The following is a 25,635-nucleotide window of genomic DNA, read 5'->3' as shown; positions in this document are numbered from 1 at the left end:
CGGCAGACCTGCCGACCCAGAGCGGACCTGCCGACCGAGAAAGGGGCTCCGCCTCCGTGACACACCCGACCCACCTCCACGGAGGCGGAGCCCCGCCCGCGCCCACCGCCGTTTCCGTCCTCGCACCCCCCGCCGTCCCCGTCCCCGTCCTCGACACACCCGTCCTCGACAACGCCGTCTGGGCCTCCCTCGACGGACCGCACGCCCGCTTCGCCGAGCGGTACGGCCGCGCCGCCCGCTACCCGGGCGACGTCTACGACTTCGCCGCCCTCGCCGACCCCGCGGACCCGGCCGCCTGGGCCGACCTGCACACGCTCGTCGGCGCCGGGACCGTCGTACGGATCAAGCCGGTCCAGGAGGTGCCGGACGGCTGGGAGGTGGTCGGCGGTGGACAGGGAGTCCAACTGGTGGACACCGGGCTCCGGGCCGAACCCGCGCCCGAAGCGGTACGGCTCGGGCCCGCCGACGTCCCCGAGATCCTGGACCTGGTCGCCCGGACCGCGCCCGGCCCCTTCCTCAAGCGGACCGTCGAGCTGGGCACCTATCTCGGCATCCGGGACCGGGGACGGCTGATCGCCATGGCGGGCGAACGCATCCACCCGCCCGGCTGGACGGAGATCAGCGCGGTCTGCACCGACCCGCACCACCGCGGCCGGGGCCTCGCCACCCGGCTCGTCCGCGCCGTCGCCGCCGGCATCCGCGACCGCGGCGAGACACCTTTCCTGCATGCCGCCGCGGACAACGTCACCGCGATCCGGCTCTACGAGTCCCTCGGCTTCACCCTGCGCCGCCGCTCCACGATCGTGGCGGTCCGCAGCCCCGGAACGCCCCGCGACCGGGCCGTACGAACTTCCTAGGAAGGCACCCACCCGTGTCCCCAGCAGCGTCTTTCCCCTCCGCCGACTCTTCCGCCACCCCCGGGTCCGCGCCGTCCGCGCTGCACCTGGCCGTCGCCCTCGACGGCACCGGATGGCATCCCGCCTCCTGGCGCGAGCCCGTGGCCCGCCCCCGCGAGGTGTTCACCGCCGGGTACTGGGCCGACCTCGTGGCCGAGGCCGAGCGCGGACTGCTCGACTTCGTGACCGTCGAGGACGGCCTCGGCCCGCAGTCCTCGCACGTCCTGGAGCCGGACGAGCGCACCGACCGGCTGCGCGGCCGGCTGGACGCCGTCCTCGTCGCGGCCCGGATCGCCCCCCTCAGCCGGCACATCGGCATCGTGCCGACCGTGGTGGCCACCCACACCGAGCCCTTCCACATCTCCAAGGCCATCGCCACCCTCGACTACGTCAGCTCCGGCCGCGCGGGCCTGCGGGTGCAGATCACGGCCCGGCCGGACGAGGCCGCCCACTTCGGCCGCCGGACGATCCCGCGCATCGAGGCCCACGACAGCCCGGACGCCCGGGAGCTGGTGGCCGAACTGTTCGACGAGGCCGCCGACCACGTCGAGGTCGCGCGCCGCCTGTGGGACAGCTGGGAGGACGACGCGGAGATCCGGGACGTCGCCACCGGCCGCTTCATCGACCGCGGCAAACTGCACTACATCGACTTCGAGGGCCGCCACTTCAGCGTCAAGGGCCCCTCCATCACCCCCCGCCCCCCACAGGGCCAGCCCCTCGTCACCGCCCTCGCCCACGACACCGTCCCGTACCGGCTGGTGGCCCGCCAGGCCGACATCGGATACGTCACGCCGCACGACACGGGCCGGGCGCGCGCGATCGTCGCCGAGATCCGCGCCGAGCAGCGGGCCGCCGGACGTGCCGACGAGCCCCTGCACGTCTTCGGTGACCTCGTGGTGTTCCTCGACGACGACCCGGCGGCAGCCGCCGCCCGACGGGACCGCCTCGACGCGCTCGCCGGAGAGCCGTACACGAGCGACGCCCGCATCTTCACCGGCACACCGGCGCAACTGGCGGACCTCCTCCAGGACCTGGCGTCCGCCGGTCTGACGGGGTTCCGGCTGCGGCCCGCCGTCCTCGGCCACGACCTGCCCGCGATCACCCGCGGCCTGGTGCCCGAACTGCAGCGGCGCGGCGTCTTCCGCCGCGCCTACGAGGCCGGAACCCTGCGCGGCCTGCTGGGGCTGCCCCGCCCCGCGAACCGCTACGCCGCCGCACCGACCGCGACCGTCTGAGCCGTAGGAGACCCACCGCCATGACCAAGCCCCTGAAGCAGATCCATCTGGCCGCCCACTTCCCCGGCGTCAACAACACCACCGTGTGGAGCGATCCCGAGGCCGGCAGCCACATCGAGTTCAGCTCCTTCGCCCACTTCGCGCGGACCGCCGAGCGCGCCAAGTTCGACTTCCTCTTCCTCGCGGAAGGTCTGCGCCTGCGTGAACAGGGAGGGCAGATCTACGACCTGGACGTGGTCGGCCGCCCCGACACCTTCACCGTCCTCGCCGCGCTCGCCGCCGTCACCGACCGTCTCGGACTGACCGGCACCATCAACTCCACCTTCAACGAGCCCTACGAGGTGGCCCGCCAGTTCGCCAGCCTCGACCACCTCTCCGCCGGGCGCGCCGCCTGGAACGTCGTCACTTCCTGGGACGCCTTCACCGGCGAGAACTTCCGCCGGGGAGGCTTCCTGCCGCAGGAGGAGCGCTACTCCCGCGCCAAGGAGTTCCTGGCCACGGCGAACGAACTCTTCGACTCCTGGGACGGGGGCGAGATCGTCGCCGACCGCGAGACGGGGGTCTTCCTGCGGGACGCCAAGGCGGGGGCCTTCGTCCACTCGGGGCGGCACTTCGACATCGAGGGCCGGTTCAACGTCCCGCGCTCGCCGCAGGGCCGTCCGGTCATCTTCCAGGCGGGCGACTCCGACGAGGGCCGCGAGTTCGCCGCCGCCGGCGCCGACGCCATCTTCAGCCGCTACGCGAGCCTGGACGCGGGCCGGGCCTTCTACACCGACGTCAAGAGCCGTCTCGCCCGGTACGGCAGGCGCCACGACCAGTTGCTGATCCTGCCCGCCGCGAGCTTCGTCCTCGGCGACACCGACGCCGAGGCCGAGGAACTCGCCAGGGAGGTACGCCGGCTCCAGGTCAGCGGCGCCACCGCCCTCAAGCACCTGGAGTTCGTCTGGAACCGCGACCTGTCCTCCTACGACCCGGACGGCCCGCTCCCCGACATCGACCCGGACGTCGGCGACACGCACATCTCCAAGGGCCGCGCCCAGGTGCGCATGTACCGCGACCCGCTCGCCACCGCCCGCGAGTGGCGGGAGCTGGCCGCCGCCCGCAACTGGTCCATCCGGGACCTCGTCATCGAGACCGGCAACCGCCAGAACTTCGTCGGCTCGCCGGAGACGGTCGCACGCACCATCGACGCGTACGTGCAGTCCGACGCCGCCGACGGCTTCATCCTCGTCCCCCACATCACCCCGACCGGCCTGGACCCCTTCGCCGACAAGGTCGTCCCCCTGCTTCAGGAACGCGGCGTCTTCCGCACGGACTACGAGGGTCCGACCCTCCGCGACCACCTGGGCCTGGACACCCCCGCCTGACCCCGGGCCGGCGGACCCCCGTCCCGCGGAGCCGCATCCAGCACCGCCGGGCCGGGGGAGCGGCCGGTCGTCGTCGGCCGGGTCACGCGAACCCTCCGCGAACCCGCCGCATACTGACGTACCGTCAGTTTGCATGCGGACCCACCTCTGGGAGGAACGGCGATGACCGAACGGATGCTCCTGCGCGCGGGCCATGTCGTCTCGATGGACCCGGACATCGGCGACCTGCCCCGGGGCGACGTCCTCATCGAGGACGGCACGATCACGGCGGTCCGGCGCGAGATCGACGCGGACGTGGACGCCGAGGTGCTCGACATGACCGGCCGTATCGTGATCCCCGGCTTCGTCGACACCCACCGCCACACCTGGGAGGCGCCGATCCGCGGCTGCGCCCCCGACGCCACCCTCGACGACTACTTCGTCGAGGTCCTCGACACCTTCGCGCCCGTCTACACCCCCGAGGACGTGTACGCCGGCAACCTGGCCGGCACCCTGGAGTGCCTGAACGCGGGCATCACCACCCTCGTCGACTGGTCGCACATCAACAACACGCCCGAGCATCCGGACGCCGCGATCCAGGCGCTGACGGAGACCGGCATCCGGGCCCAGTACGCGTACGGCAGCGCGAACACCTCACTCGCCGACTACTGGTTCGACAGCGCGATCGCGGTGCCCGGCGACGACGTACGCCGGGTCCGCGACCGCTACTTCGCCTCCGGTGACGGCCTGTTGACCATGGCCCTGGCCACCCGCGGCCCGGGCTTCTGCAAGGACGAGGTCGTCACCCGGGAATGGGGTCTCGCCCGCGAGCTGGACCTCCCGATCACCGTGCACGTGGCCATGGGCCGCCTCGCCGGCCGCTTCGGCATGGTCAAGCAGCTGAGCGGGCTGGGCCTGCTCGGCCCCGACACCACCTACGTCCACTGCTGTCACCTCAGCGAGGAGGAGTGGCGGATGGTGGCCGACAGCGGGGGCACGGTGTCCGTCGCCGCCCAGGTCGAGACCCAGATGGGCCACGGCTGGCCGCCCGTGATGCAGGCCATCGAACACGGACTGCGGCCGTCCCTGAGCATCGACGTCGTCACCACCGTGCCCGGCGACATGTTCACCCAGATCCGGGCCGCCTTCGGCGCCGAACGGGGCCGGGTCAACGCGGACTGCTGGCACTCCAACCTGCCGGTCCCCAAAAACATGTTGACGGCACGTCAGATGCTGGAGATCGCCACGCTCAACGGCGCCCACGTGGCCGGCGTGGAGGACCGCACCGGCTCCCTGACCCCCGGCAAGCGGGCCGACGTCGTCGCCCTCGACGCCACCGCCCTCAACATGGCGCCGGTGCACGACGCGGCGGCGGCCGTGACCCTCTGCGCGGACGTCTCCAACGTGGAGACGGTCATCGTCGACGGAGTGGTCCACAAGCGCGACGGCAAGCTGCTCGCCGACGTCGGCCGGGCCCGCCGGCTGGTCGAGGAGTCACGCGACCGGCTGCTGGCCGCCGTCGCGGCGCGGAAGCCGGACGCGTGAGGGGCCGCTGACACGCCGGGGCCGTCGGGGTTCCCGCACCGGACGGCGCGGGAACCCCGACGGCCCGAAGTGATCCGCCCGCCGCCGAGTCAGTCCTCGCGGGGCCAGTTCTCGGCCTCGAACATCCAGCGCTGCTTCTCCAGCTCGTAGGTGACGGCGATCAAGAGGTCCTGCGAGACCTTGTCGGCCTCCTCCACGGCCTCGATCCGTTCGCGCAGGCGCCCGATCGCCGTCTCCAGCGCCTCCACCAGCAGCTTCACGACCTCGGTGTCCCGCAGCCAGCCGTCCTTCGGCCCCTGCAGGGCGAACCGGGCGGCCACCGTCTCGGGCCGCCCGTCCGGGGCCACCCCGAGCGCCGCCGCACGCTCGGCGACCTGGTCGGCGAACGTCCGTGCCGTGGACACCACCTCGTCGAGCTGCAGGTGGATCGAACGGAACCGCGGCCCCACCACGTTCCAGTGGGCCTGCTTCCCGATCAGGGAGAGCCCCAGCAGATCCACCAGGCTCTCCTGCAGCGCGTCGCCCGCGATCCGCCGGGCGGGCTCGGGAAGGGTGCTCCTCACCATCGTCATCGCGCAGTACTCCTCATCGCTTCGTTCCCGCGAACGCTTCGTGCCGGGCGGCGTCGGCGCTCCCGGCTCTGCGGAGCAGTTCGGTGCGTTCCTCCTCGCCCATGCCGCCCCACACGCCGGCCGTCTGCCCGTTGCCGAGCACCCAGTTCAGGCACTCGCGGCGCACCGGGCAGCGGGCGCAGACACGCTTGGCGGCGGCGACCTCGTCGAGCGCCGGCCCTGTGGTGCCCACGGGGAAGAACAGTTCGGGGTCCTCTCCCACGCAGGCCGCTCTCCGCAACCACTCCATGCGGGCCCGGGTGCCCGGGTCGTACGAGGGGAAACGCGGTGCGCGGCAGCGACTCAGTGCTCCAGCGCGGCGTCCACGAAAGCCTTCACGTCCGCGAGCACCTCACCCTTGTTCGTCTCGTTCAGCACCTCGTGCCGGGCACCCGGATAGATCCGCTCGGTCCACTCGGCGCCGCGGAACTCCTCGATCCCCGTACGGCTGCCGGACAGCGGCACGATCCGGTCGTCGTCGCCGTGCAGCCACAGCAGCGGCAGGGCGCCGACCGGCCCGCCCTTCGAGATCGTCTCCAGGCTCTGGTGGATCGCCTCCAGCGTCGGCCGTTTGAACGGGCCGTGCCACACCAGCGGATCGTTCGCGTACGCGGCGCCGACCGCCATGTCCCGGGAGAGCAGCTTCGGGTCGAGCGGGACCTTCGGCACCTCCGGCGCCGCGAGCAGCGCCCGCAGCGGCTCCCAGATCCCGATCAGCGGCCCGGACAGCACGACCGCGGCGAGCCCGGCCCCGTACCGCTGGGCGTACCGCGCGGCGATCAGCCCGCCCATGGAATGGCCGATCAGCACCACCGGCAGACCCGGATACGCGTCCCTGGCCAGCGCCTCCACCGTGCGCACATCGGTGACGACGTCCTCGAAGTCCTCGATCAGCACACGCTCGCCCGCCGACCTGCCGTGCCCCATGTGGTCGGGGCCGAAGACCGCCGCGCCGTGCCGCACCAGGGCGTCGGCCACATGCTCGTACCGGCCGATGTGCTCCCCGTAGCCGTGCACCAGGAGCACGACGTAGCGCGCCCCCTCGCACGGCCATTCCCGTGCGGTGACACCGCCCCGCGTACCGGCGAAGCTGTGCTCGCGCGAGTCGGCCATGACTCCTCCAACTGCGTCGGTGAAGGTACCCGGGGGATCTTGCCAGCCCGTCGGACGATGGTCCATGGGCCGACCGGGGCGAAACCCGGACCCGACGGCCACGGCGAACGCCGGATCCCGGACGCGGCCGGGGGAGGGGCCGACTGGCGAGACGGTCCTGTCGCCCGCCGATAGGTGCGCATAGCATCGGACCCCGCATGAACACGATGACTCTCTGGCACCTGTCCACGGCCGAGTTCGCGGCCCTCGCCTTCGCGGCCCTGCTCGTCGGCTTCTCCAAGACCGCCGTCAGCGGTGCCAACACGGTCAGTCTGGCGATCTTCGCGGCCGTCCTGCCCGCCCGTGCCTCGACCGGCGTGCTGCTCCCGATCCTCATCGTCGGTGACGTCCTCGCCGTTCTGACCTACCGGCGGCACGCCCACTGGCCCACCCTGTGGAAGCTCTTCCCGGCGGTCGGCGCGGGTGTCGTCCTCGGCACGCTCTTCCTGATCCGGGCCGACGACCGGATCGTCCGCACCTCGATCGGCGCGATCCTGCTGCTGATGGCGGCCGTCACCGTCCGGCGCCGGCGCACGGTCGACAACGACGACGAACCCGACGCCGTCACCACCCGCGCCGGCCGCGTCAAGGCCCGCTCCTACGGTGTCCTCGGCGGCTTCACCACCATGGTCGCCAACGCCGGCGGCCCCGTGATGTCGATGTACCTGCTCTCGGCGGGCTTCCGGAAGCTCGGCTTCCTCGGCACGTCGGCGTTCTTCTTCCTCATCGTCAACGTCTCCAAGGTCCCGTTCAGCGTGGGCCTCGGCCTCATCGACGCGCACTCCCTGCTGCTGGACGCCGCCCTCGCCCTCTTCGTCGTCCCGGGCGCCCTCCTCGGCAAGTGGGCGGTGAACCGCATCAACCAGAAGCTGTTCGAACAACTGGTCATCGCGGCCACGGTCGTGGGCGGCCTGCAGCTACTGCTGCGCTGACGGGTTCCCCGCGGACGACTCCGGCGCCGTGTCCGCACGGCGCAACCGGGGAGCCCAGGCCCCCGCGTCCACCGCACGGCCGTCCCGCTCCACGACACCGGCCAGCCGCCGGGCCCAGGCCCCCACCCCGGCCAGGTCCACCCCGTGGGGCCGCGGCCGTCCGCTCGCGGCACCCCACTCCTCGACGGCCCCGGCCCCGCGCCGCAGCAGCAGGACCCCGCCCTTGGCGTTCCCGCGCGCCGCGTGCGTGAGACCCACCGCGAGCTGGGCGAGACCCCGCCAGAGCGCGCGCTCCTCGTCGGGCCCGGACTTCCAGGCGTCCTCGAAGACCTCGTGCGCGTGGAACGGCTTCCCCGCGTCCAGCAGCGCCTGGGCCTCGACGACCGTCTCCTCGGGAGCCCGCACCACCCCCTCCGGCTGCCGCTCGACCCCCGGTGCCCCGTACGGCAGCGGGCGCCCCAGCCCGTCACGGGGCCGCGCGCTGCGCGCCCGCCCCTCCTCGTCCCGGTCCCGCCCCGCCGCCGTCCCGTCCCGCGTCGTCCCGCTCATCCCCCGATTGTCCCCCCGCCTCACCGGCTGCGGGGCAGTGGCCGACGTACGGTAAAGTTCTCAGTGCGCGATCACGCGGGTCACCGCGGGCAGCGCACCGGGACGTGGCGCAGCTTGGTAGCGCACTTGACTGGGGGTCAAGGGGTCGCAGGTTCAAATCCTGTCGTCCCGACTTTGCGAAATCCTCGTGAAGTCGCAGATCAGGGGCCGTGGCGGAGCATTCCGCCACGGCCCCTGACGCGTGTCCGGCCGCCGGGCCGGACAGGCCGCCCGGCCGCACCGCGGCTACGCGGCCTGGGGAACCAGCGGGGCGAAGGAGTGCAGCACGTCCTCCCCGGGCCGGACGACGCCGTAGCTGCTCTCGGGGACCTCGTTCCAGGCGCCGGGCATGTCGCCCAGGGGCTCGGAGACGATGAGACGGGTGTCGTCGGAGACCTCCCGCAGGAACGACAGGTCGGGGTGGAGCGCGCGCAGGGTGTCCACCCGGGTGCTGTAGAACAGCGAGCGCGATTTCTTCTGGCTGGAGTAACGGAAGGCCCACAGCGCCTCTCCGTCGGTCACGGCGACCGTCATCTGCAGCGGGAACTCCACCCCGTGCTCATGGCCGACCCGCTCCACCAGCCCGGCCATCCGCGCGACCGCGCCCGGAGGGTCCTCCTCCAGACCGAACGTGAGCGCCAGGTAGAACATCAGCTCGGAGTCCGTCTGTCCCTCGATGTCGGCGAAGAGGTCCGGGGCGACGGCGAGGGAGAGGTCCCGCCGGAGCCGGTGGAAGTCGGCGATCGCGCCGTTGTGCATCCACATCCAGCGGCCGTGGCGGAAGGGGTGGCTGTTGGTCTGCTGCACCGCGGTACCGGTCGACGCCCGGATGTGGGCGAAGAACAACGGGGAGCGGACATGGTCGGAGATCTCCCGCAGATTGCGGTTGCTCCACGCCGGGCCGATGTCGCGGATGACCGCGGGGGTCTCCAGGTCGGGGGAGTACCAGCCGATGCCGAACCCGTCACCGTTGGTGGTCTCGACCCCCAGCTTGGAGTGCAAGCTCTGATCGATCAGGGAGTGTGCCGGCCGGTAGAGGATCGTGTCGAGCAGGACGGGCGTTCCCGAATAGGCGAGCCACCTGCACATCGGCTCCCACCTTCCTGGAGAACGGGGTGACGAGGGGCGAGAGGGCGGGCTGCATGAGGGGGAGGGGTGACACCCGCATCCCCATGGTCGGGCGGTCACCCGTTGATCGCCACACGACGTCCCGCCGGACCGCACCACGGCCTCCTCGCGGACAGGGCCCAGCCCGCGGCCTAGCCCCGGTACTCCCGCAGTTTCCGGTACAGCGTGGCGCGGGCGATGCCCAGGGACGCCGCCGTACGCGCCTTGTTGCCGCCGTTGCGGCGCAGGGCCTCCAGTATCGCGGAGCGTTCGGCGTGTTCCATGGGGCTCAGGCGCCGCGCCGCGGGCCCCTCGCGGACGGGATCGGGCAGTTCGGCGCGGCGGACCGGCCCGGACACGCGCCGCTGTTCGGCCAAGGCCCGTACCAGATGGACGAGTTCGGTGACGTTGCCCGGCCACGGATGCCGCTCCAGGGCGCGCAGGGCGTCCAGGGTCCAGGTGAGGGGCGGCTGACCGGGCTCCGGCTTCGGGGCCACGGCCGTCAGCAGATCCCGGACGTCCTCCGGCCGTTCCCGCAGCGCGGGCAGGGTGACCGAGCGGGCGGCCAGCCTGTCCAGGAAGCGCTGGAGGCAGGGGCCGAGCGGTGTTCCGGGGGTGTAGGTGGCCAGCAGCGGTGTCCCCGGCTGCGCCGCGAGGAGCGAGTTGAGGGTCGCGAGGTCGGGCTGGGCGAGGCGCTCCACATGGCGGATCAGGAGCGCGTGCCCCTCCCTCAACGCATGCAGCACGGAACCGAGTTCGCCCTCGGCCGCGTCGACGACCAGCAGCTCGGGGGTCAGTTCGCGGGCCAGCGCCGTCTTGCCGGTGCCGCGTTCGCCGACGAGCAGCAGCGGCTCGGGGGACCGGGCCAGCTCCGTCGCCCGGCCGACCGCGTGCCGCCAGGGCACCGAATGCCCGGCCAGCGCCACGGCACCCCGCCGCGGCGGCACGGCGGTGACGGCTCCCAGCGGCTCCAGCACGGCTACCGCCCCGATGACCGCCCCCCGGTGCGCCACCGGGGAGACCTTCGCCGAACACCGCACGCCGTCCGGCAGCCGCACACGGTACGAGCCCGGGGCACCGGCGGTCACGGACGCCGGGGCGGGCGCGCCGGCCCGGGCGACGGCCTCCGGCCGCGCCGCGGACTCCGCCTCCGGCTCCCCGGCGGGCGCCGCCGCGGACTCTGCCTCCGGCTCCCCGGCGGGCGCCGCCGCGGACTCTGCCTCCGGCTCCCCGGCGGGCGCCGCCGCGGACTCTGCCTCCGGCTCCCCGGCGGGCGCCGCCGCGGACTCTGCCTCCGGCTCCCCGGCGGGCACCGCCGCGGACTCTGCCTCCGGCTCCCCGGCGGGCACCGCCGCGGACTCTGCCTCCGGCTCCCCGGCGGGCACCGCCGCGGACTCCGCCTCCGGCTCCCCGGCGGGCCGCGCCGCGGACTCCGCCTCCGGCCCCCCGGCGGACACCGCCGCGGACGCCCACCCGGCACCGGACCGTGCCGGGTCCGCCCCCCGGCCGGCCTCGGCCGCCACCGGACCTCCCGGCCCCGCCGAACCCGGAAGGTCCGCCGCCGGGAAGCTCCCCTCACCGGCCCCGTCCCGCAGCAGCGCGACCACGCTCCGCTCCAGCGCGTCCAGCCCCTCCGGCGACAGCAGCCGCCCCGCGGCCTCGCTGACCAGCCGGTTGCGGCCGTCCAGCGCGACCACCGCCCGCCGCCGCTCCCGCGAGGCCCGCAGATAGGCGTCCAGCAGCACCCGCTCGGCCGGCCGCGACCGCGCGAGAAGTTCGGCCTCGACGGCGCCGGCGGCGGCCTCCGCGAGGGACGCCCACGGATGCGGGCCCCGGTCGGCGCACAGTGCGGTGGCGACCGTCACCGTGCCCACCGCCCGCCCGGTCTCCGGCGCGAGCACGGGCACGCTGACCGCCGACACGTCCTGCCACAGATCGAGGAAGTGCTCGGGACCGTGCACCTCGGCGCGACGCCGGGTGCGCAGCGCGAGCGCCGCGCTGTTGTTGCCGGCCACCTGCTCGGAGAGGTCCTCGCTGCACCGCGCGGCCGGCGCGCGTCCGGTCGACCACAGCACCCGCAGCCGTTCGTCGGTCAGCAGCAGCGCGGCCCGCCCGGCGCCGACGACGGGGGCCAGCCGTTCGAGCGCGGGCCGCGCGGCGGACAACAGGTCGCACCCCTCACGCCGTACGGCGTCACGCGGTGCGGCGGCGGACCCGCGGGCCGTGTCGCCGGCCGGCTCCGGCCCGTCGTGGCTCAGGCCGAGGAACCGGGCGCGCCGCCAGGAGGCGGCGACCTCCTCCGGTACACCGTCGGGCAGTTGACGGCCCGCCAGGAACAACTCGCGGGCCCTGCCCAGTGATTCGAGGGCAGGGTGGACGGGTAGGCGCTCCGCGGTAGTCACGACAGCACTCACGGTACCCGGGGAGATCGGGAAGCCGGCGTCCGCCCGGGGGACTCCGTCAGGTCGGCCCGCGCCGCCCGCCCACGGGGGCGCGGGCCGTCGCCGTACCCCGAACGCCTCCCGTCCGGCAAGCCGCGCGCACTGTCTCGTATTGAGACACCCACGCCCCCGCGCGGCCCGCCATGGTCATGACCGCCGGTGCTCGTCCTCACCCCCCTGGAGCGACTCTCGTGAACACCGTGGAACCGGATGTCGTGACCGACGTACTGATCGTGGGCAGTGGCCCCGCGGGTGCCTCCGCCGCGCTCGCCCTGAGTACGTACGGCGTACCGAACATCGTGGTCACCCGCTACTCGCGTCTCGCCGAGACGCCCCGGGCCCACATCACCAACCAGCGCACCATGGAGGTGCTGCGCGACCTCGGCGTCGAGGAGGAGGTCGTCGCGAAGGCCACGCCGCAGCAGCTGATGGGCGACACGACCTTCTGCACCAGCCTCGCCGGCGAGGAGCTGGGCCGGCTCCGCTCCTGGGGCAACGACCCGCTCGTCCAGGCCGCGCACGAGCTGGCCAGCCCCACCCGGATGTGCGACATGCCGCAGCACCTCATGGAACCCGTGCTCGTCGACGCGGCGGTGGCGCGCGGCACCGACCTGCGCTTCAGGACGGTCTACAAGTCCTTCGTCCAGGACGACGAGGGCGTCACGGTCACCGTCGAGGACCGGCTGCGCGGCGACGAGTACACCATCCGTGCCAAGTACCTCATCGGCGCCGACGGCGGCCGTTCCCAGGTGGCCGAGGACGCCGGCCTGCCGATGGGCGGGCAGATGGGCGTGGCCGGGAGCATCAACATCGTCTTCGACGCCGACCTGACGAAGTACACCGCGCACCGCCCGTCCACCCTCTACTGGGTGCTGGCGCCCGGCGCCACCGTCGGCGGGATCGGCGCCGGCCTGGTCCGGTGCGTCCGGCCCTGGGACGAGTGGCTGATCGTCTGGGGCTACGACGTCACCGCCGGCGCCCCCGACCTGACCACCGAGTACGCCGAGTCGATCGTCCGCAGGCTGGTCGGCGACGACGAGATCCCGGTGACCATCAAGTCGTCCTCCGCCTGGACCGTCAACGAGATGTACGCGGAGACCTACTCCCGCGGGCGGGTCTTCTGCGCCGGTGACGCCACGCACCGCCACCCGCCGTCCAACGGCCTCGGCTCCAACACCTCCATCCAGGACGCCTACAACCTGGCCTGGAAGCTCAAGCTGGTCCTCGACGGCACCGCGACCCCCGCGCTCCTCGACAGCTACACCGCCGAACGCGCCCCGATCGGCAAGCAGATCGTCACCCGCGCCAACAAGTCCATCGGCGAGACCGCCCCCGTCTTCGAGGCGCTCGACGGGCTCTCCCCGCAGACCCCCGAACAGCTGTGGGCCAACATCGCCGCCCGCAAGGAGGACACCGGGGCGGCCGAGAAGCAGCGGGCGAAGCTCCGCGAGGCCATCGGGTTCAAGGTGTACGAGTTCAACGCCCACGGCGTGGAGCTGAACCAGCGCTACTCCGCCGAGACCTCCGTGGCCGTCGTCCCGGACGGCACCCCCGACCCCGGCTTCGACCGCGACCCCGAGCTGTACCACCAGCCCACCTCCCGCCCCGGCGCCAAGCTGCCGCACGCCTGGATCACCGCGGGCACCCGCACCCTGTCCACCCTCGACACCGTCGGCAAGGGCCGCTTCACGCTGCTCACCGGCATCGGCGGCGACGACTGGGTCCGGGCCGCCGGCGCCCAGGACCTGCTGGAGATCGCCACCGCCGTCATAGGCCCCGGCCAGGAGTACGAGGACCCGTACGGCGACTGGGCACGGCTGAGCGAGATCGCCGACGGAGGAGCCCTCCTCGTACGGCCGGACGGGTACGTCGCCTTCCGGCACGCGCGGGCGGCCGTGTCCCCGCAGGACGCCGAACGGTTGCTGACGGAGGCGGTACGACGGATCCTCGGGCATGCCTGAGACGGAGGGACACCGGACGTGCGTCGTGTGCGTGGCGTGCGCGTTCCGTGTGCTGGGGAGACAGTTGTCGGCGCCGCCTTGGCGGAGCCGCGTGAACAGTCGTAGGAGTGGGGCATGAGCACCGAATTCACCACCCGGATCACCGAGGCGGTCGTCGACAGCTTCGAGGGCACGGCCGACCCGCGCCTGCGGGAACTGCTCGCCGCCCTCACCCGTCACCTCCATGCCTTCGTCCGCGAGGTCGAGCCCACGATGGCCGAGTGGGAACAGGCGATCGCGTATCTGACGGCGACCGGGCAGGCCTGCACGGACACCCGGCAGGAGTTCGTCCTCCTGTCGGACGTCCTCGGCGTCTCGATGCTGGTCGAGACGATCAACAGCGAGGGGCGCGACGGCCGGGACGAGCTCCGGGAGAAGGAGGAAGAGCAGGAGAAGGGGGCGGAGGCGGGCAGCGGGGTGACCGAGTCGACGGTCCTCGGCCCGTTCCACATGACCGAGTCCCCGGTCCGGGAACTGGGCGCGGACATCGACCTGGTCGGCGGCGGCGAGCCGTGCGTGATCAGCGGGCGGGTGCTGTCGAGCGACGGCACCCCGCTGCCCGGCGCGGTCCTCGACGTCTGGCAGGCGGACGCCGAGGGCTACTACGACGTGCAGCAGCCCGACGTCCAGCCGCCGGGCAACGGCCGCGGACTGTTCACGGCGGACACCGAGGGCCGCTTCTGGTTCCGCACCTGCGTCCCCAGCCCGTACCCCATCCCCACGGACGGCCCGGTCGGCGACCTCCTGCGGGCGACCTCCCGGCACCCCTACCGCCCGGCCCACATCCACTTCATCGCCTCGGCGGAGGGACACACCCCGGTCACCACCCACATCTTCGTGGCCGGCAGCGATCACCTGGACTCGGACGCGGTCTTCGCCGTGAAGGAGAGCCTCGTCCAGGACTTCACGGAGACCGACGACCCGGCGCTGGCCCGGCGGTTCGGCATCCCGAACCCGTTCCGCCACGCCCGGTTCGACCTCGTCCTCGGCACGCGGGACACCTCCGGCACGAACGACTCGGGGCGTGCGTGATGGAGTTCGAGTACGAGGCCCGGCCCATGCGGGTCGTCATGCGCCCCGGCGCCGCCGTGACGGCGGTGGCCGGGGAGGCCGAACGGCTCGGGCTGCGGCGGCTGTTGGTGGTCTGCGGCCCGAGGGGCGCCGAGACGGCCCGCGCGGTCGCCGACTCGCTGGGCGGCGCCCGCGCCGGACTGTTCGCCGAGGCCCGTCAGCACGTACCGGTGGAGGTGGCCGACCGGGCGGTGCGGGCGGCGCGGGACGTGGACGCGGACGGCTGTGTGGCCGTCGGCGGCGGCTCGGCGATCGGACTGGGCAAGGCGATCGCGCTCCGCACCGAACTGCCGCTGATCGCCGTGCCGTCGACGTACTCCGGCTCGGAGATGACCCCGGTCTGGGGCCTGACCGAGAACGGCGCCAAACGCACCGGCCGGGCCGCGTCGGTCCTGCCGCGCAGTGTCGTCTACGACGCCGAACTCACCCTCTCCCTGCCCGTACCCCTCTCCGTGACCAGCGGCGTCAACGCGCTCGCCCACGCCGTGGAGGCCCTGTACGCGCCGGACGCCTCGCCCCTGGTGTCGCTGACGGCACAGGAGGGCGCCCGTGCCATGGCCGAGGCACTTCCCGCGGTGGCGGCCGCCCCCGGGGACCTGGCGGCACGCGGCCGGGCCCTCTACGGAGCCTGGCTCTGCGGCACCGCGCTCGGCGCGACCACCATGGGTCTGCACCACAAGCTCTGCCACGTCCTCGGCGGCACCTTCGGCCTCCCGCACGCCGAGACCCACACCGTCGTCCTGCCGTACGTCGTCGCCTACAACGCCCCGGCCGCGCCCGACGCGATGACCGCACTGGGCCGCGCCCTGGACACCGACGACCCCGGCCGGGCCCTGTGGGACCTGACGGGCAGCCTCGGGGCTCCCCGCTCCCTGGCCGAACTCGGCCTGGACGAGGCCGACCTGGAACGCGCGGCGACCGAGGTGACGGCACAGGCGTACCCCAACCCCCGCGAGGTCGGCGCGCCGGACGCCCTGGCGATCCTGCGCGCGGCGCACGGGGGCACCCGGCCGCCGGCGTGGTCCTGACCCACGTGTCCCGCGCGACACGGACCGCACGACGAGAACCGAGCACGTGAAAGGTGAACACCATGCCTCCCGGTCCCGAAGGGCGCGGGCGTCGTCCTGCGCGAGGTGCCGGACCCCGTGAACCAGTGCTCGGGCGTGCCGAGGTGACGGTGACGGATCTGCGCAGCCACCGCGCGCGGCGCCACGCACCTGTACAGCTTCCGGTCCCGTGTCCAGGTCCGCCTCGGTCGTCGGGCGTTCACTCGATCGTCGCCCCCATGTCTGAGACCGGCGGCGACAGGGTAGGACCCCGGTGCCGTCGGTGCGGTCCGGCATGCTGGGGGGCGCCTTGGATCAGCCGTATTTCTTTCTCAGTTACGCCAGGCGGGACGATCGGGCGGCGTACGTGGGGCGGTTCTACAACGACCTGCTCAAGGCCCTCGCCCGGTCGGGTGCCGTGTCGGCCCGGCAGCCCACCTTCCGTGACGTCGAAAACATCATGCTCGGCGACGACTGGCTGCTGGAGCTGACCCGTGCCGTAGGAGCGTGCAGGGCGATGGTCGCGCTGTATTCGCCGGCGTACTTCCGCAGTGAGTACTGCGGCAAGGAATGGACCCACTTCGCGGCGCGTGTGCAGCGGTATCACGAGATGACCTCGGTGCAGCCGCGTGCCCTGGTGCCGGTGCTCTGGGAGCCCGTGTCGCAGCGCAGGATGCCCAGCGCGGTCAAGGCCGTCCAGTACACCGAACCGGGGCTGGGGGAGGAGTACCTCAGGCACGGGCTGCTGCAGCTGATGCAGTCGGACCCCGGCGGCCCCGCGTACCGGCATGTCGTCGAGGAGGTGGCCCGCCGCGTGCGCAAGGCGGCGGACTTCTTCAACCTGCCGGTCGACGAGCCGCCCGCCTTCGACCTCTCGGCGGTCCGGGGCTGCTTCCCCGTCGGAGAGTCGCCCGAACTCGCGGGCCACGTCGCGATATTCGTCGCCGCCTGCACCAAGGAGCGGCCTCCGCTCGGCCGTTCGCACACCGCCTACTACGGGGAGGCACCCTGGACGTGGGCGCCCTACAGCCCACCGCGGGTCCCGACCGTCGTGGAGCGGGCCACCCGGGTCATCACCGGCGACGGGCACACCGCGAGCGTCGAGGCGGTGAGCCCCCAGCTGATCCGCCGGCTCAACCGGGCCCGCCACCTCAACCAGGTGTGCGTGCTGCTGGTCGACGCCTGGTCGGCACGGGAGGACCCGTACCGGGAGGCACTGCGCCGCTACGACACGCTGCACCACCCGACGACGGCGGTCCTCGTGCCCTGCCACGAGCACGACAGCGAGTCGGGCACGGACAACGAGGCCCTCTGGGACGCGGTCCAGGCGGTCTTCGAGCGCAACTGGATGCGCCGCAACGACCATCACGATCCGGTCTTCTGGGCCCCCGTGGACCAGCACGACTTCGACGACACGCTGTCCCGGGCGGTGACCGTGACCCAGAACCGCATCGCCGCGGGCGGCCGGGTCCGTCGCCTGCCGCCGGGTGCGCCACCGCCGGCGATGCCCCGGCTCTGACCCGTCCGACACGACTGCCCAGGAGACCGGATGAGCATGTCCAGCGCACCGGACGGCCGAGGCCAGGTCGTCACGTTCTACTCGTTCAAGGGCGGCGTCGGCCGCACGATGGCCCTGGCGAACGTGGCGTGGATCCTGGCCAGCCGGGGCAAACGCGTCCTGGCCGTCGACTGGGACCTGGAGGCGCCGGGCCTGCACAGCTACTTCCACCCGTTACTCACCGACCCCGAACTGCGCGACACCGACGGGCTGATCGACCTGCTGCGCGCCTACCAGCAGGCCGTCCTCCTGCCCGGCCGCGAGGAGGCCCCGCAGGACGACGACTGGTTCCGCCGGACACTGGACCTGACCCCGTACGTGGTCGGTCTCGACCTGCGGTTCGCGAGCGGCGGGCGGCTGGACTTCCTGCCCGCCGGGCGGCAGAACGCCGCCTACTCGGACTCCGTGACCACGTTCGACTGGCACGCCTTCTACGAACGGCTCGGCGGCGGATCGTTCCTGCTGGAGCTGCGCGAGGAGATGGCCGCCCGCTACGACTACGTCCTGATAGACAGCCGCACGGGCGTCACCGACAGTTCGGGCATCTGCACGGTCCTGCTCCCCGACACCCTCGTCCTGGGCTTCGTCTACAACGTCCAGAACATGCGCGGCTCCGCCCACGTCGCCCGGGCCGTGACGAAGGGCTCCCGGCGGCCGATCCGGCTGCTGCCGGTGCCGATGCGGGTCGAGGACGCGGAGCGGGAGCGGCTGGAGATCAGCCGCGACCGGGCCCGGGAGGTCTTCGGCGGCCATCTGACATGGCTGGACGAAGGCAGCGTCGAGCGGTACTGGGGCGACGTGGAGATCCCCTACAAGACGTTCTACGCGTACGAGGAGATCGTCGCGCCCGTCGGTGACCGGCCGTTGCAGGAGGGCACCGTGCTGAAGGCGTGCGAACGCCTGACGGACTGGCTCACCGACGGCGAGGTCCGGCGCGGGGTGCCCCTGCCGGACGAGGAACGGCAGCGGCTGCTCACCGCGTACATGAACAAGAGCCGGGCCGTCAGCGCCTGTCTGTTCGTCAGTCACGTGCCCGAGGACCGGGTCTGGGCGGAATGGGCCGCCTGGCACCTGGAGTCCGCCGGGTTCCGCGTCACGCTCCACGACGTCACCGCCACCAGGCCGGGCGAGACCGCACCGGAAGTGGTCCGCGCCCTGGCGGAGGAGGGCAGGATCCTCGTCCTGCTGTCCGCGGAGTACGCGGCCGCGCCGCAGTCCGCGGCGCTGTGGCGGGCACTGGCGGGCAGGGAGCGGTCCCTGGCACCCGAGCTCGTCGCCGTCCGCGTGCACGGCGGCGAACGGGCCCTGGAGCCCCCCTTCGACCTCGCGGCCGCCCCCAGCGTCGCCCACCTCAGTGCGGTGAACGCCGTACGACGGCTGCGGCAGAGCGTCGGCCCGCCGCCCTCGGCGCCCGCCCCGGCACGCGGCGCGGGCACGCCGCCGGCGCCGGAGCCCCCGCGCTATCCGGGCACCAACCCGGCCGTCGAGTCGCTGCAGCCGAGGAACACCGGCTTCACCGGCCGCAACGCCCTGCTGCACGAGCTGCGGGACCGGTTCACCGCGGCCGGGGGACCGTCGACGCCCCAGGTCCTGGTGGGACTCGGCGGAGTCGGCAAGACGCAGACGGCGCTGGAGTACACCTACCGGTTCCGCGGCTCCTACGACGTGGTGTGGTGGGTGCCGGCCGCCGAACCCACCGTCATCGCGGGGGAGTTGGCCCGTCTGGCCCCCCAACTCGGCATCGAGCACGGGGAGGACACCGCGCTCACCGCCGGCCGGGTGCTCAGGGCGCTGGCGAGCGGGACGCCGTACCGCAACTGGCTGATCGTCTTCGACAGCGCGGGTTCCCCGGAGGAGACGGCCGAATGGCTGCCCGCCGACCCCGTGCGCGGTGGACACGTGCTCGTCACGTCCCGCGACCGTACCTGGGAGGAAGCGGGCAACGTGCTGCCGGTCGAGGTGTTCGAACGGTCCGAGAGCGTGGCGCTCCTCGGCCGGCGCAATCCCGGCCTCGACCCGGACAACGCCCAGCAGATCGCCCACGAGCTGGGCGATCTGCCGCTCGCCGTCCACCAGGCCGCCGTATGGCTGAGCGCCACGGCCATGCCCGTCGACCGGTATCTGGGGCTGCTGCGCACCCATGCGACGGAACTGCTCAAACGCACGGAGAAACGCTCGCTGGAGATGGCCGGCTGGCTGGTGTCGCTGGAGGAGATCCGGTCCAACAGCCCGGCGGCCGCGGACCTGTTGGAGATCTGCTCCTTCTTCGGCGCCGACCCCATCCCGATGGACCTGCTGTACACCCGTTCCCTGATGGACGCGCTCACGCTGGACGAGGACGAGCCCCGGGACGAGGTGACCATCGGCGAGGTCTTCCAGGAGATCAACCGGTTCGGGCTCGCCCAGGCGGACCCGGAGGAGGGCACCATCGTCGTGCACCGCCTGGTGCAGGCCGAGATCCGCCACTCCCTGCCGGTCGAGCGACGCCTGCACCTGCGCGCGGTGGTGCACTCCGTGCTCGCCGCGGGCAACCCCAAGACGCCCGGCGCACCGGAGAGCTGGCCACGCTACGCGCAACTCCTGCCGCATCTGTGGCCGAGCCGGGCGACGCGCAGCGACGACCCGGACGTACGGCAGTGGATCATCGACACGGTGCGCTGTCTGTGGCGGCGCAACCTGCTGTCGTCCGGACGCGACACCGCCGAACGCGTCCTCGCGGAGTGGACCGCGCGCCTGGGTCCGGACGACACCCAGGTCCTCCTGCTGCGCACCCAGCTCGGCAACATCCTTCGCTCCCAGGGTGTTTCGCGCGAGGCCTACGACAACGACCTCGACGTTCACCGGCGGATGGCCGCACTGGTGGGGCCCGGCCGCCGCCGTACGCTCATCGCCGCCGCCAACGTGGCCGCCGACCTCAACGCCCTCGGCCGGTACGACGAGGCCCGGGAGTGGGACCGCGCCACCTACGAGGCCAGCAAGCAGGTCTGGCCGCCCGAGGACCTGCGGCTGTCCATGCACGCCAGCAACCTCGGTGTCTCGGAGTACCTGTGCGGGGACCGGCGCGCGGCGCTGGAGATACACCGGCGGGTCTACCGCGACCGGCTCGACCTCAAGGGCCCGACCGACATCTACACCCTCAGCGCGGCCTCCAACTACGCCCGCGACCTGCGCGAGACGGGTGACCTCCGGACCGCGCTCGACATCCTGGAGGAGACCTGCCAGGTGCTGTGGGAGCGGCTCGGCAAGAGGCACGCCCAGACCCTGTCCACCCAGCGCAACCACGCGGTGGCACTGCGCCGGGCCGGCCGCTACGAGGAGGCCCGCGACCTCGTCGCCTCCGTCCACCTCATGTACGCCGAGGACCGCGGCCGCGACCATCCGGACACCCTGGCCGCCCGCGCCGACCTGGCCAACGTCCTGGCGGCCCTGGGGGACGTCGACAGCGCCCGCGACCACGCCGACCACATCCTCGCCCGCCAGCGGCAGACCCTGGGGGAGACGCACCCCTACACGCTCGGGTGCCAGAACAACCTGGCGATCTACCTGCGCCTCGGCGGCCACGCGGCAGCCGCCCGCGCCACCTCCGAACGCGCCCTCAGAGCCCTGACCGGCACCCTGGGTGAACGGCACCCCTACACCCTGGACGCGATGATCAATCACGCCAACTGTCTCGTCGACACCGGTGAGCCCGAGGCCGCGATCGCCCTCGAACGCGAGGCGCTCGCGGGCGTGTTGGAGACCCTGGGCGCCGACCACTACGACGTGATCACCCTGCGGTCCAACCTGTCCGTGGATCTCGCGGGGGCCGGTGTGACGGACGAGTCCGAGGAGCACTACAGTGAGGCTCTGCAACTCGCCGCCCAGACCCTGGGAGTGGACCACCCGACCTACGAGGCGGTGGACAGCGGGGTGCGCCTGGACGCGGACATCGAGCCACCCTTCACTTTCTGATCCCGTGTCACGGAGTGGTACGAGCGGCCATGGCTCCGTCCCGTGCGGCGGGGTTGTTCCCGGCGGCGCTTTGTGTCGTTTCCTGCCGTTTTTCTTTGCTCCGCTGCTATTCTCCGCTCACCGCTACGGGCATGTCCCCGCCGGGCGGACGCCCCGTGTCAGCTTGGCCCCTAGGAGTGCGGTGTCACCCTTCCTGTCCTCGCCGGACACGTCCGAGGACCGCGCCGCCTCCGGCGCGCGCCCGATCGGACCTGCCGAGGACCGCCCCGGAGCCGTGGCCGAGACCAGCGCGCTCGGTCATGTACTGCGCCGCCTCGCCCTGGAGGCCGCGCATCCGGACGCCACCTACCCGGCCGAGTTCGAATCCTCCCTGCCGAGCGAAACGCGGATGTGATGACCCCCGCGCCGGGCCCCGCGCCCCTGGCGTACCTGCGGCAGTTCGTCCTCAAGGTGCACAGCCGCTGCAACCTGGACTGCGACTACTGCTACGTGTACCACTCCGCCGACACCAGCTGGCGCGACAAGCCGCGTCTCATGGACGCGGCGGTGGCCGAGCGGGTGGCCGGGCGCATCGCCGAGCATGCCACCGCCCATGACCTCCCGGACGTCGGGATCGTGCTGCACGGCGGGGAGCCGCTGCTCCTCGGGGCCCGGCGGCTGGAGGAGCTGCTCGGGATCCTCGGGCGGGGCCTGGAGAAGGCGGGGGTGCCCGTCCGATTCTCGGCGCAGACCAACGGCGTGCTGCTCACCCCGGCCGTCCTGGACGTGCTCCTGCGGTACCGGGTGGATGTCAGCGTCAGCCTCGACGGCACCCGGGCGGGCCATGACCGGCACCGGGTCTTCCCCGGGGGCGAGGGCAGCCACCGGCGGGTGACGCAAGGGCTCGCCCGGTTGCGCGCGGACCCGTACCGCCCCCTGTACGCGGGCCTGTTGTGCACGATCGACCTGGCCGACGACCCCGTGGACACCTACGAGGCGCTGCTGGCCGCGCACCCCCCGCGCGTCGACCTCCTGCTGCCGCACGGCACGTGGGACGCCCCGCCCCCCGGACTCGCGGACCGGCGCGGGCGGATTCCCCTCGCTCCGCCGGTGTCCGGGGACGGCGTGACGGCCCGGCGGGACGGCGGCACCCCGTACGCCGACTGGCTGCGACGCCTCTTCGACCGCTGGTACGACGCCCCCGTACGGGAGACGGGCGTCCGGCTCTTCGAGGAGCTGATGGCGGGAGTCCTCGGAGGGTCGATGCGCACCGAGTCGGTGGGGCTGGCCCCGGCGACCCTGGCGGTGATCGAGACCGACGGCAGCATCGAGCAGTCCGACTCCCTCAAGGTCGCCTACGAGGGCGCGCCGGTGACGGGTCTCGACGTCTTCCGCAACAGCCTCGACGACGTCCTCGAACAGCCGCAGATCCGTCAACGCCAGTCCGGCGCCTCCGGGTTGGGGCCGGTCTGCAGGCGCTGCCCGGTGCTCGCGGTGTGCGGGGGCGGGCTGTTCGCCCACCGGTACGCCTCCGGGAGCGGCTTTCGCAACCCCTCCGTCTACTGCGCCGACCTGGCCGCGCTGACCCTGCACATCCGCGACCGCCTCCGGGCCGACCTCGGCGGGACCCCGCTCGCCCTGCCCGAACTGGACGCCAGGGGTACGTAGGGTAGGGTTTGCCTGCGCGTTCACAGTCGGCATCGTGGACCGCGCGACGGGACGTGGCGCAGCTTGGTAGCGCACTTGACTGGGGGTCAAGGGGTCGCAGGTTCAAATCCTGTCGTCCCGACATCGCGACAACAGGGCTTCGAGCCCGGGTCAGGGCCTGCCCCACTTCGGTGGGGCAGGCCCTTCGACCGTCCGCCGACGCTTCCGACGAACCCCTGACGCTTCCGACGAACCCCTGACGCTCTCGACGAACCGCCGACGCTTCCGACGAACCTCACGGTGCCGCGCGCAAGCGGAGCACGACCGCGGTGTCGGGGTGGGGCAGCCGGACGGTGAGAGCCGCTTCGGCCGCGTCCCACCGGGCGCTCGCCTCGGACGGGCCCGAGTGGAGCACCTCCGGTTCGACGTGAATGCCCCGCAGGTGGGGCACGACGAGGGTGCGGTCGCCGCTCGCGGACCCCCTGCGCCACACCGCCACGAACGTGGACGCGCCGCCGCGGAGTCCGTGCGCGATCCAGGTGTCGTCCCAGGCGGGCAGGCCCAGCGGCCAGAAGGGGTGCGCCCGCGCGAGCTCCGGCCGGATGTCCTTGTACACGCGGACCGCCGAGCGTACGAGGGCGGCCTGCTCGTCCGTCATGAGGTTGAGGAAGCCCGAGAGGTGCACCCGGCCGAGCAGCGCCCCGGTGAGGGTGAAGGCGATCTCGTCGAGGGTCTGACCCGGCTGGGGGTAGGCCCAGACGGCGGCCTGTTCGGGTGCCGCGGCGGTGGCGGCAGCGGCGGCGATGGGCGGGTACCGCAGAAAGTCCTGCTGGTCGCTGGTGGACTGCAGTTGCGCCACCGCCAGTTGGGCGTAGTCCATGCGCAGACCGCCCGACCCGCAGTTCTCCAGGACGAGGCCGGGGTGGCGGTCCAGGAGCGCGGCCATCCAGGCGAGGTGGGCGCGGTGGTGTCCGAGCAGGCCGGCTCCCGGGCTCTCCTGTCCGTTCTCCGTGCCCGGGCCGATGTTGATGTTGTAGTCGAGCTTCAGATACCCCACCCCCCACTCGCCGACCAGTCGGTCCACGACCCTGTCGAGATGCCCCCGGGCGGCCGGGTGGCGCAGGTCGAGGTGGTGCCGTCCATGCTCGGTGACCCGCAGGCCGCCGCGACGGAAGAACGCCTCGGGCGGCAGACTGCGGGCCAGGGGACTGCGCACGCCGACGACTTCGGGTTCGAGCCAGAGTCCCGGGGTCATGCCGTGCGCCCGGATGGCGTCCAGGACCTCCGGCAGGCCGCCCGGGAAACGGCGGGCCGCCGGCTCCCAGGCGCCGACGGCGTCCCACCAGCCCTGCGCGTCGTCGTCGTACCAGCCCGCGTCGATCACGAACACCTCGGCACCGGCCTCGGCCGCCGCCTCGATCAACGGCATGAGCCGTTCGGTGGTGGGGTCTCCCATCAGGGTGTTCATGTAGTCGTTGTAGATCACCGGCAGTGCGCGGAGGTCGGGATGGTCACGGCGCATGCTCCGGCGGTAGTCCGTGAGTTCACCGAAGGCCGCGTCCAGTCCGCCGGTCTCCGTGTGGACCAGGACGGCGGGGACGGTGCGGAACTCCTGGCCGGGCGCCAGGGTGTGGTGCCACTGGTGATGCGCGTCGTCGGGGCCGAACAGGGCCACGTACGCCGCGCCCTCGCGCTCCCCGGTCTCGAAGCGCCAGCCCGCGCTGGACTCGATCTGCCACAGCCAGGCACGGCCGGTCCCGTCGGTGAGGCCGGCCACGGGCAGATGGCGGCCGGTGGACCAACTCCCCTGTGAGTACCGCTCGAAGCAGCCCCGGCCCTCGTGACCGTGGGCGGCCCGGCCGAGCGGGACCACCTGGGAACGGAAGGCGTCCTGCCGCCACCGGCATTCGGCGAGCCAGTCGTTGTCCGCCCAGTGCAGGGTGAGCCCGTCGAGACCGCCGTCCGCGTCCACCACACCGCCGAGGGTCACCGTGGAGACGCTCTCCAGGCGCAGCGCCGCGCGGCCCTCGTTGGCCAGACGGACCTGGGAGCGCAGGTGACCGCTGCCCGGCCGCGTCTCCAGGGTGACGTCGGCGGCGAGGCCGGTCGCGGCATCCGCCAGCCGGATCGTCGTACGCTCCCGTCCCTCGTCCCGCACCGTCTCGTGCCCGCGGTAGGTGAGGCGTTCACCGATGGCCGTCTCGATGAAGCGCTCTCCCGACCACAGGCGTCCGTGACCGGTGGCGGTGACCTCGACCAGGGGCACCAGGCACGCCCAGTCCTGGCCCGGCCTGCCCAGCCGCACCGCCCCGGTGGCGTCCATGACGGCGTACAGGCCGGACTCCGGATGCGACCAGACCCGAGACCTCTCGGCTGCTGCGACGACAGTGGTCAACGCCGTTCCCCTTCCGGGATGTTCGGGTCGTGCGGTGGTCCCGGTGAGGCCGATCCGCGTGGTGACCGCTCGTGATCCTCGCACCGTTGTGACCGGTCACACAAGATCCGGCCGTCAGGCGGCTACCGAACTCGC

Annotated in this window: 19 protein-coding genes and 2 tRNA genes; 14 read left to right on the top strand and 7 right to left on the bottom strand. The window is 73.0% G+C overall.

Annotated features, from left to right (window positions below; genetic code table 11):
* The first annotated feature begins 56 nt into the window (after positions 1–56).
* The 4 genes from PYR72_RS10690 (at position 57) to PYR72_RS10675 (ending at position 5,022) form a co-directional block, all read left to right on the top strand.
* Complete coding sequence (locus tag PYR72_RS10690; protein WP_275455098.1) at positions 57–857, top strand: GNAT family N-acetyltransferase; 801 nt, start codon at positions 57–59, stop codon at positions 855–857.
* Between the two features lie 14 nt (positions 858–871).
* Positions 872–2,131, top strand: a complete 1,260-nt coding sequence (locus PYR72_RS10685) for an LLM class flavin-dependent oxidoreductase (protein ID WP_275455097.1) — start codon at positions 872–874, stop codon at positions 2,129–2,131.
* 20 nt (positions 2,132–2,151) lie between these two features.
* The gene (locus PYR72_RS10680; protein ID WP_275455096.1) at positions 2,152–3,498 is read left to right on the top strand and encodes an NtaA/DmoA family FMN-dependent monooxygenase; all 1,347 of its coding nucleotides are present in this window, start codon (positions 2,152–2,154) and stop codon (positions 3,496–3,498) included.
* Between the two features lie 162 nt (positions 3,499–3,660).
* Positions 3,661–5,022 (top strand): amidohydrolase family protein, encoded by a 1,362-nt coding sequence (locus PYR72_RS10675; protein ID WP_275455095.1) that lies wholly within the window; start codon positions 3,661–3,663, stop codon positions 5,020–5,022.
* Between the two features lie 89 nt (positions 5,023–5,111).
* On the opposite strand, the gene PYR72_RS10670 is transcribed toward PYR72_RS10675, so the two are convergent.
* Genes PYR72_RS10670 through PYR72_RS10660 form a run of 3 tightly spaced genes read right to left on the bottom strand, consistent with a single transcriptional unit; the run spans position 5,112 to position 6,746 of the window.
* Positions 5,112–5,594, bottom strand: coding sequence for a DNA starvation/stationary phase protection protein (locus tag PYR72_RS10670; protein WP_275455094.1), 483 nt, complete (start codon positions 5,592–5,594; stop codon positions 5,112–5,114).
* 13 nt (positions 5,595–5,607) lie between these two features.
* Positions 5,608–5,883: a WhiB family transcriptional regulator gene (locus PYR72_RS10665; protein ID WP_059080053.1), complete on the bottom strand. Its 276-nt coding sequence runs from the start codon at positions 5,881–5,883 to the stop codon at positions 5,608–5,610.
* A gap of 53 nt (positions 5,884–5,936) precedes the next feature.
* Positions 5,937–6,746 carry an alpha/beta hydrolase gene (locus tag PYR72_RS10660; RefSeq protein WP_275455093.1) on the bottom strand — a complete coding sequence of 270 codons (810 nt, stop codon included), beginning with the start codon at positions 6,744–6,746 and terminating at the stop codon, positions 5,937–5,939.
* Positions 6,747–6,943: 197 nt separating this feature from the next.
* Between PYR72_RS10660 and PYR72_RS10655 the strand changes: the two genes are divergently transcribed.
* Entirely contained in the window at positions 6,944–7,717 is a 774-nt protein-coding gene (locus tag PYR72_RS10655) for a sulfite exporter TauE/SafE family protein (RefSeq protein WP_275455092.1), read from the top strand.
* On the opposite strand, the gene PYR72_RS10650 is transcribed toward PYR72_RS10655, so the two are convergent.
* The gene (locus PYR72_RS10650; protein ID WP_275455091.1) at positions 7,703–8,266 is read right to left on the bottom strand and encodes a DUF309 domain-containing protein; all 564 of its coding nucleotides are present in this window, start codon (positions 8,264–8,266) and stop codon (positions 7,703–7,705) included. The two genes, PYR72_RS10655 and PYR72_RS10650, sit on opposite strands and share 15 nt — an antisense overlap.
* A gap of 98 nt (positions 8,267–8,364) precedes the next feature.
* Here PYR72_RS10650 and PYR72_RS10645 point away from each other — a divergent pair.
* Positions 8,365–8,438: transfer RNA gene (locus PYR72_RS10645), tRNA-Pro, on the top strand.
* 113 nt (positions 8,439–8,551) lie between these two features.
* Here PYR72_RS10645 and PYR72_RS10640 read toward each other — a convergent pair.
* Both PYR72_RS10640 and PYR72_RS10635 read right to left on the bottom strand, forming a co-directional pair.
* Positions 8,552–9,394 (bottom strand): class II glutamine amidotransferase, encoded by an 843-nt coding sequence (locus tag PYR72_RS10640; RefSeq protein WP_275455090.1) that lies wholly within the window; start codon positions 9,392–9,394, stop codon positions 8,552–8,554.
* Between the two features lie 170 nt (positions 9,395–9,564).
* On the bottom strand, positions 9,565–11,814 hold the full coding sequence (locus PYR72_RS10635) for a helix-turn-helix domain-containing protein (protein WP_343245521.1): 2,250 nt from the start codon (positions 11,812–11,814) through the stop codon (positions 9,565–9,567).
* Positions 11,815–12,044: 230 nt separating this feature from the next.
* Between PYR72_RS10635 and PYR72_RS10630 the strand changes: the two genes are divergently transcribed.
* The 8 genes from PYR72_RS10630 to PYR72_RS10595 all read left to right on the top strand — a co-directional run bounded on the left by PYR72_RS10630 (position 12,045) and on the right by PYR72_RS10595 (position 23,247).
* The gene (locus PYR72_RS10630) at positions 12,045–13,814 is read left to right on the top strand and encodes an FAD-dependent monooxygenase (RefSeq protein ID WP_275455089.1); all 1,770 of its coding nucleotides are present in this window, start codon (positions 12,045–12,047) and stop codon (positions 13,812–13,814) included.
* 114 nt (positions 13,815–13,928) lie between these two features.
* Positions 13,929–14,885 carry a dioxygenase gene (locus PYR72_RS10625; RefSeq protein WP_275455088.1) on the top strand — a complete coding sequence of 319 codons (957 nt, stop codon included), beginning with the start codon at positions 13,929–13,931 and terminating at the stop codon, positions 14,883–14,885.
* Complete coding sequence (locus PYR72_RS10620) at positions 14,885–15,952, top strand: maleylacetate reductase (RefSeq protein ID WP_275455087.1); 1,068 nt, start codon at positions 14,885–14,887, stop codon at positions 15,950–15,952. Before PYR72_RS10625 ends, PYR72_RS10620 begins: the two co-directional genes overlap by 1 nt.
* A 328-nt stretch (positions 15,953–16,280) precedes the next feature.
* Positions 16,281–17,489: a TIR-like protein FxsC gene (locus PYR72_RS10615; RefSeq protein ID WP_275455086.1), complete on the top strand. Its 1,209-nt coding sequence runs from the start codon at positions 16,281–16,283 to the stop codon at positions 17,487–17,489.
* 30 nt (positions 17,490–17,519) lie between these two features.
* Positions 17,520–21,479: an FxSxx-COOH system tetratricopeptide repeat protein gene (fxsT, locus tag PYR72_RS10610; protein WP_275455085.1), complete on the top strand. Its 3,960-nt coding sequence runs from the start codon at positions 17,520–17,522 to the stop codon at positions 21,477–21,479.
* Between the two features lie 181 nt (positions 21,480–21,660).
* Positions 21,661–21,873: a hypothetical protein gene (locus tag PYR72_RS10605; protein WP_059080042.1), complete on the top strand. Its 213-nt coding sequence runs from the start codon at positions 21,661–21,663 to the stop codon at positions 21,871–21,873.
* Entirely contained in the window at positions 21,873–23,126 is a 1,254-nt protein-coding gene (locus tag PYR72_RS10600; RefSeq protein WP_275455084.1) for an FxsB family cyclophane-forming radical SAM/SPASM peptide maturase, read from the top strand. The genes PYR72_RS10605 and PYR72_RS10600 overlap by 1 nt, the downstream gene beginning before the upstream one ends.
* A gap of 47 nt (positions 23,127–23,173) precedes the next feature.
* A tRNA-Pro gene (locus PYR72_RS10595) sits at positions 23,174–23,247 on the top strand.
* Between the two features lie 153 nt (positions 23,248–23,400).
* Here the strand turns inward: PYR72_RS10595 and PYR72_RS10590 are convergent.
* Positions 23,401–25,500, bottom strand: a complete 2,100-nt coding sequence (locus PYR72_RS10590) for an alpha-galactosidase (protein WP_275455083.1) — start codon at positions 25,498–25,500, stop codon at positions 23,401–23,403.
* Positions 25,501–25,635 lie beyond the last annotated feature (135 nt).

Source organism: Streptomyces sp. VNUA24 (genome assembly GCF_029167005.1).
In the GTDB taxonomy this organism is placed as follows: domain Bacteria; phylum Actinomycetota; class Actinomycetes; order Streptomycetales; family Streptomycetaceae; genus Streptomyces; species Streptomyces scabiei.
This window is presented reverse-complemented; position numbering and strand designations above follow the sequence as displayed.

Coding starts and splice junctions, on each gene's coding strand:
- PYR72_RS10660 (WP_275455093.1), bottom strand. CDS start 6,746: ATGGCCGACTCGCGCGAGCACAGCTTCGCCGGTACGCGGGGCGGTGTC.
- PYR72_RS10640 (WP_275455090.1), bottom strand. CDS start 9,394: ATGTGCAGGTGGCTCGCCTATTCGGGAACGCCCGTCCTGCTCGACACG.
- PYR72_RS10620 (WP_275455087.1), top strand. CDS start 14,885: ATGGAGTTCGAGTACGAGGCCCGGCCCATGCGGGTCGTCATGCGCCCC.
- PYR72_RS10625 (WP_275455088.1), top strand. CDS start 13,929: ATGAGCACCGAATTCACCACCCGGATCACCGAGGCGGTCGTCGACAGC.
- PYR72_RS10655 (WP_275455092.1), top strand. CDS start 6,944: ATGAACACGATGACTCTCTGGCACCTGTCCACGGCCGAGTTCGCGGCC.
- PYR72_RS10650 (WP_275455091.1), bottom strand. CDS start 8,266: ATGAGCGGGACGACGCGGGACGGGACGGCGGCGGGGCGGGACCGGGAC.
- PYR72_RS10680 (WP_275455096.1), top strand. CDS start 2,152: ATGACCAAGCCCCTGAAGCAGATCCATCTGGCCGCCCACTTCCCCGGC.
- PYR72_RS10600 (WP_275455084.1), top strand. CDS start 21,873: ATGACCCCCGCGCCGGGCCCCGCGCCCCTGGCGTACCTGCGGCAGTTC.
- PYR72_RS10665 (WP_059080053.1), bottom strand. CDS start 5,883: ATGGAGTGGTTGCGGAGAGCGGCCTGCGTGGGAGAGGACCCCGAACTG.
- PYR72_RS10675 (WP_275455095.1), top strand. CDS start 3,661: ATGACCGAACGGATGCTCCTGCGCGCGGGCCATGTCGTCTCGATGGAC.
- fxsT (WP_275455085.1), top strand. CDS start 17,520: ATGAGCATGTCCAGCGCACCGGACGGCCGAGGCCAGGTCGTCACGTTC.
- PYR72_RS10670 (WP_275455094.1), bottom strand. CDS start 5,594: ATGACGATGGTGAGGAGCACCCTTCCCGAGCCCGCCCGGCGGATCGCG.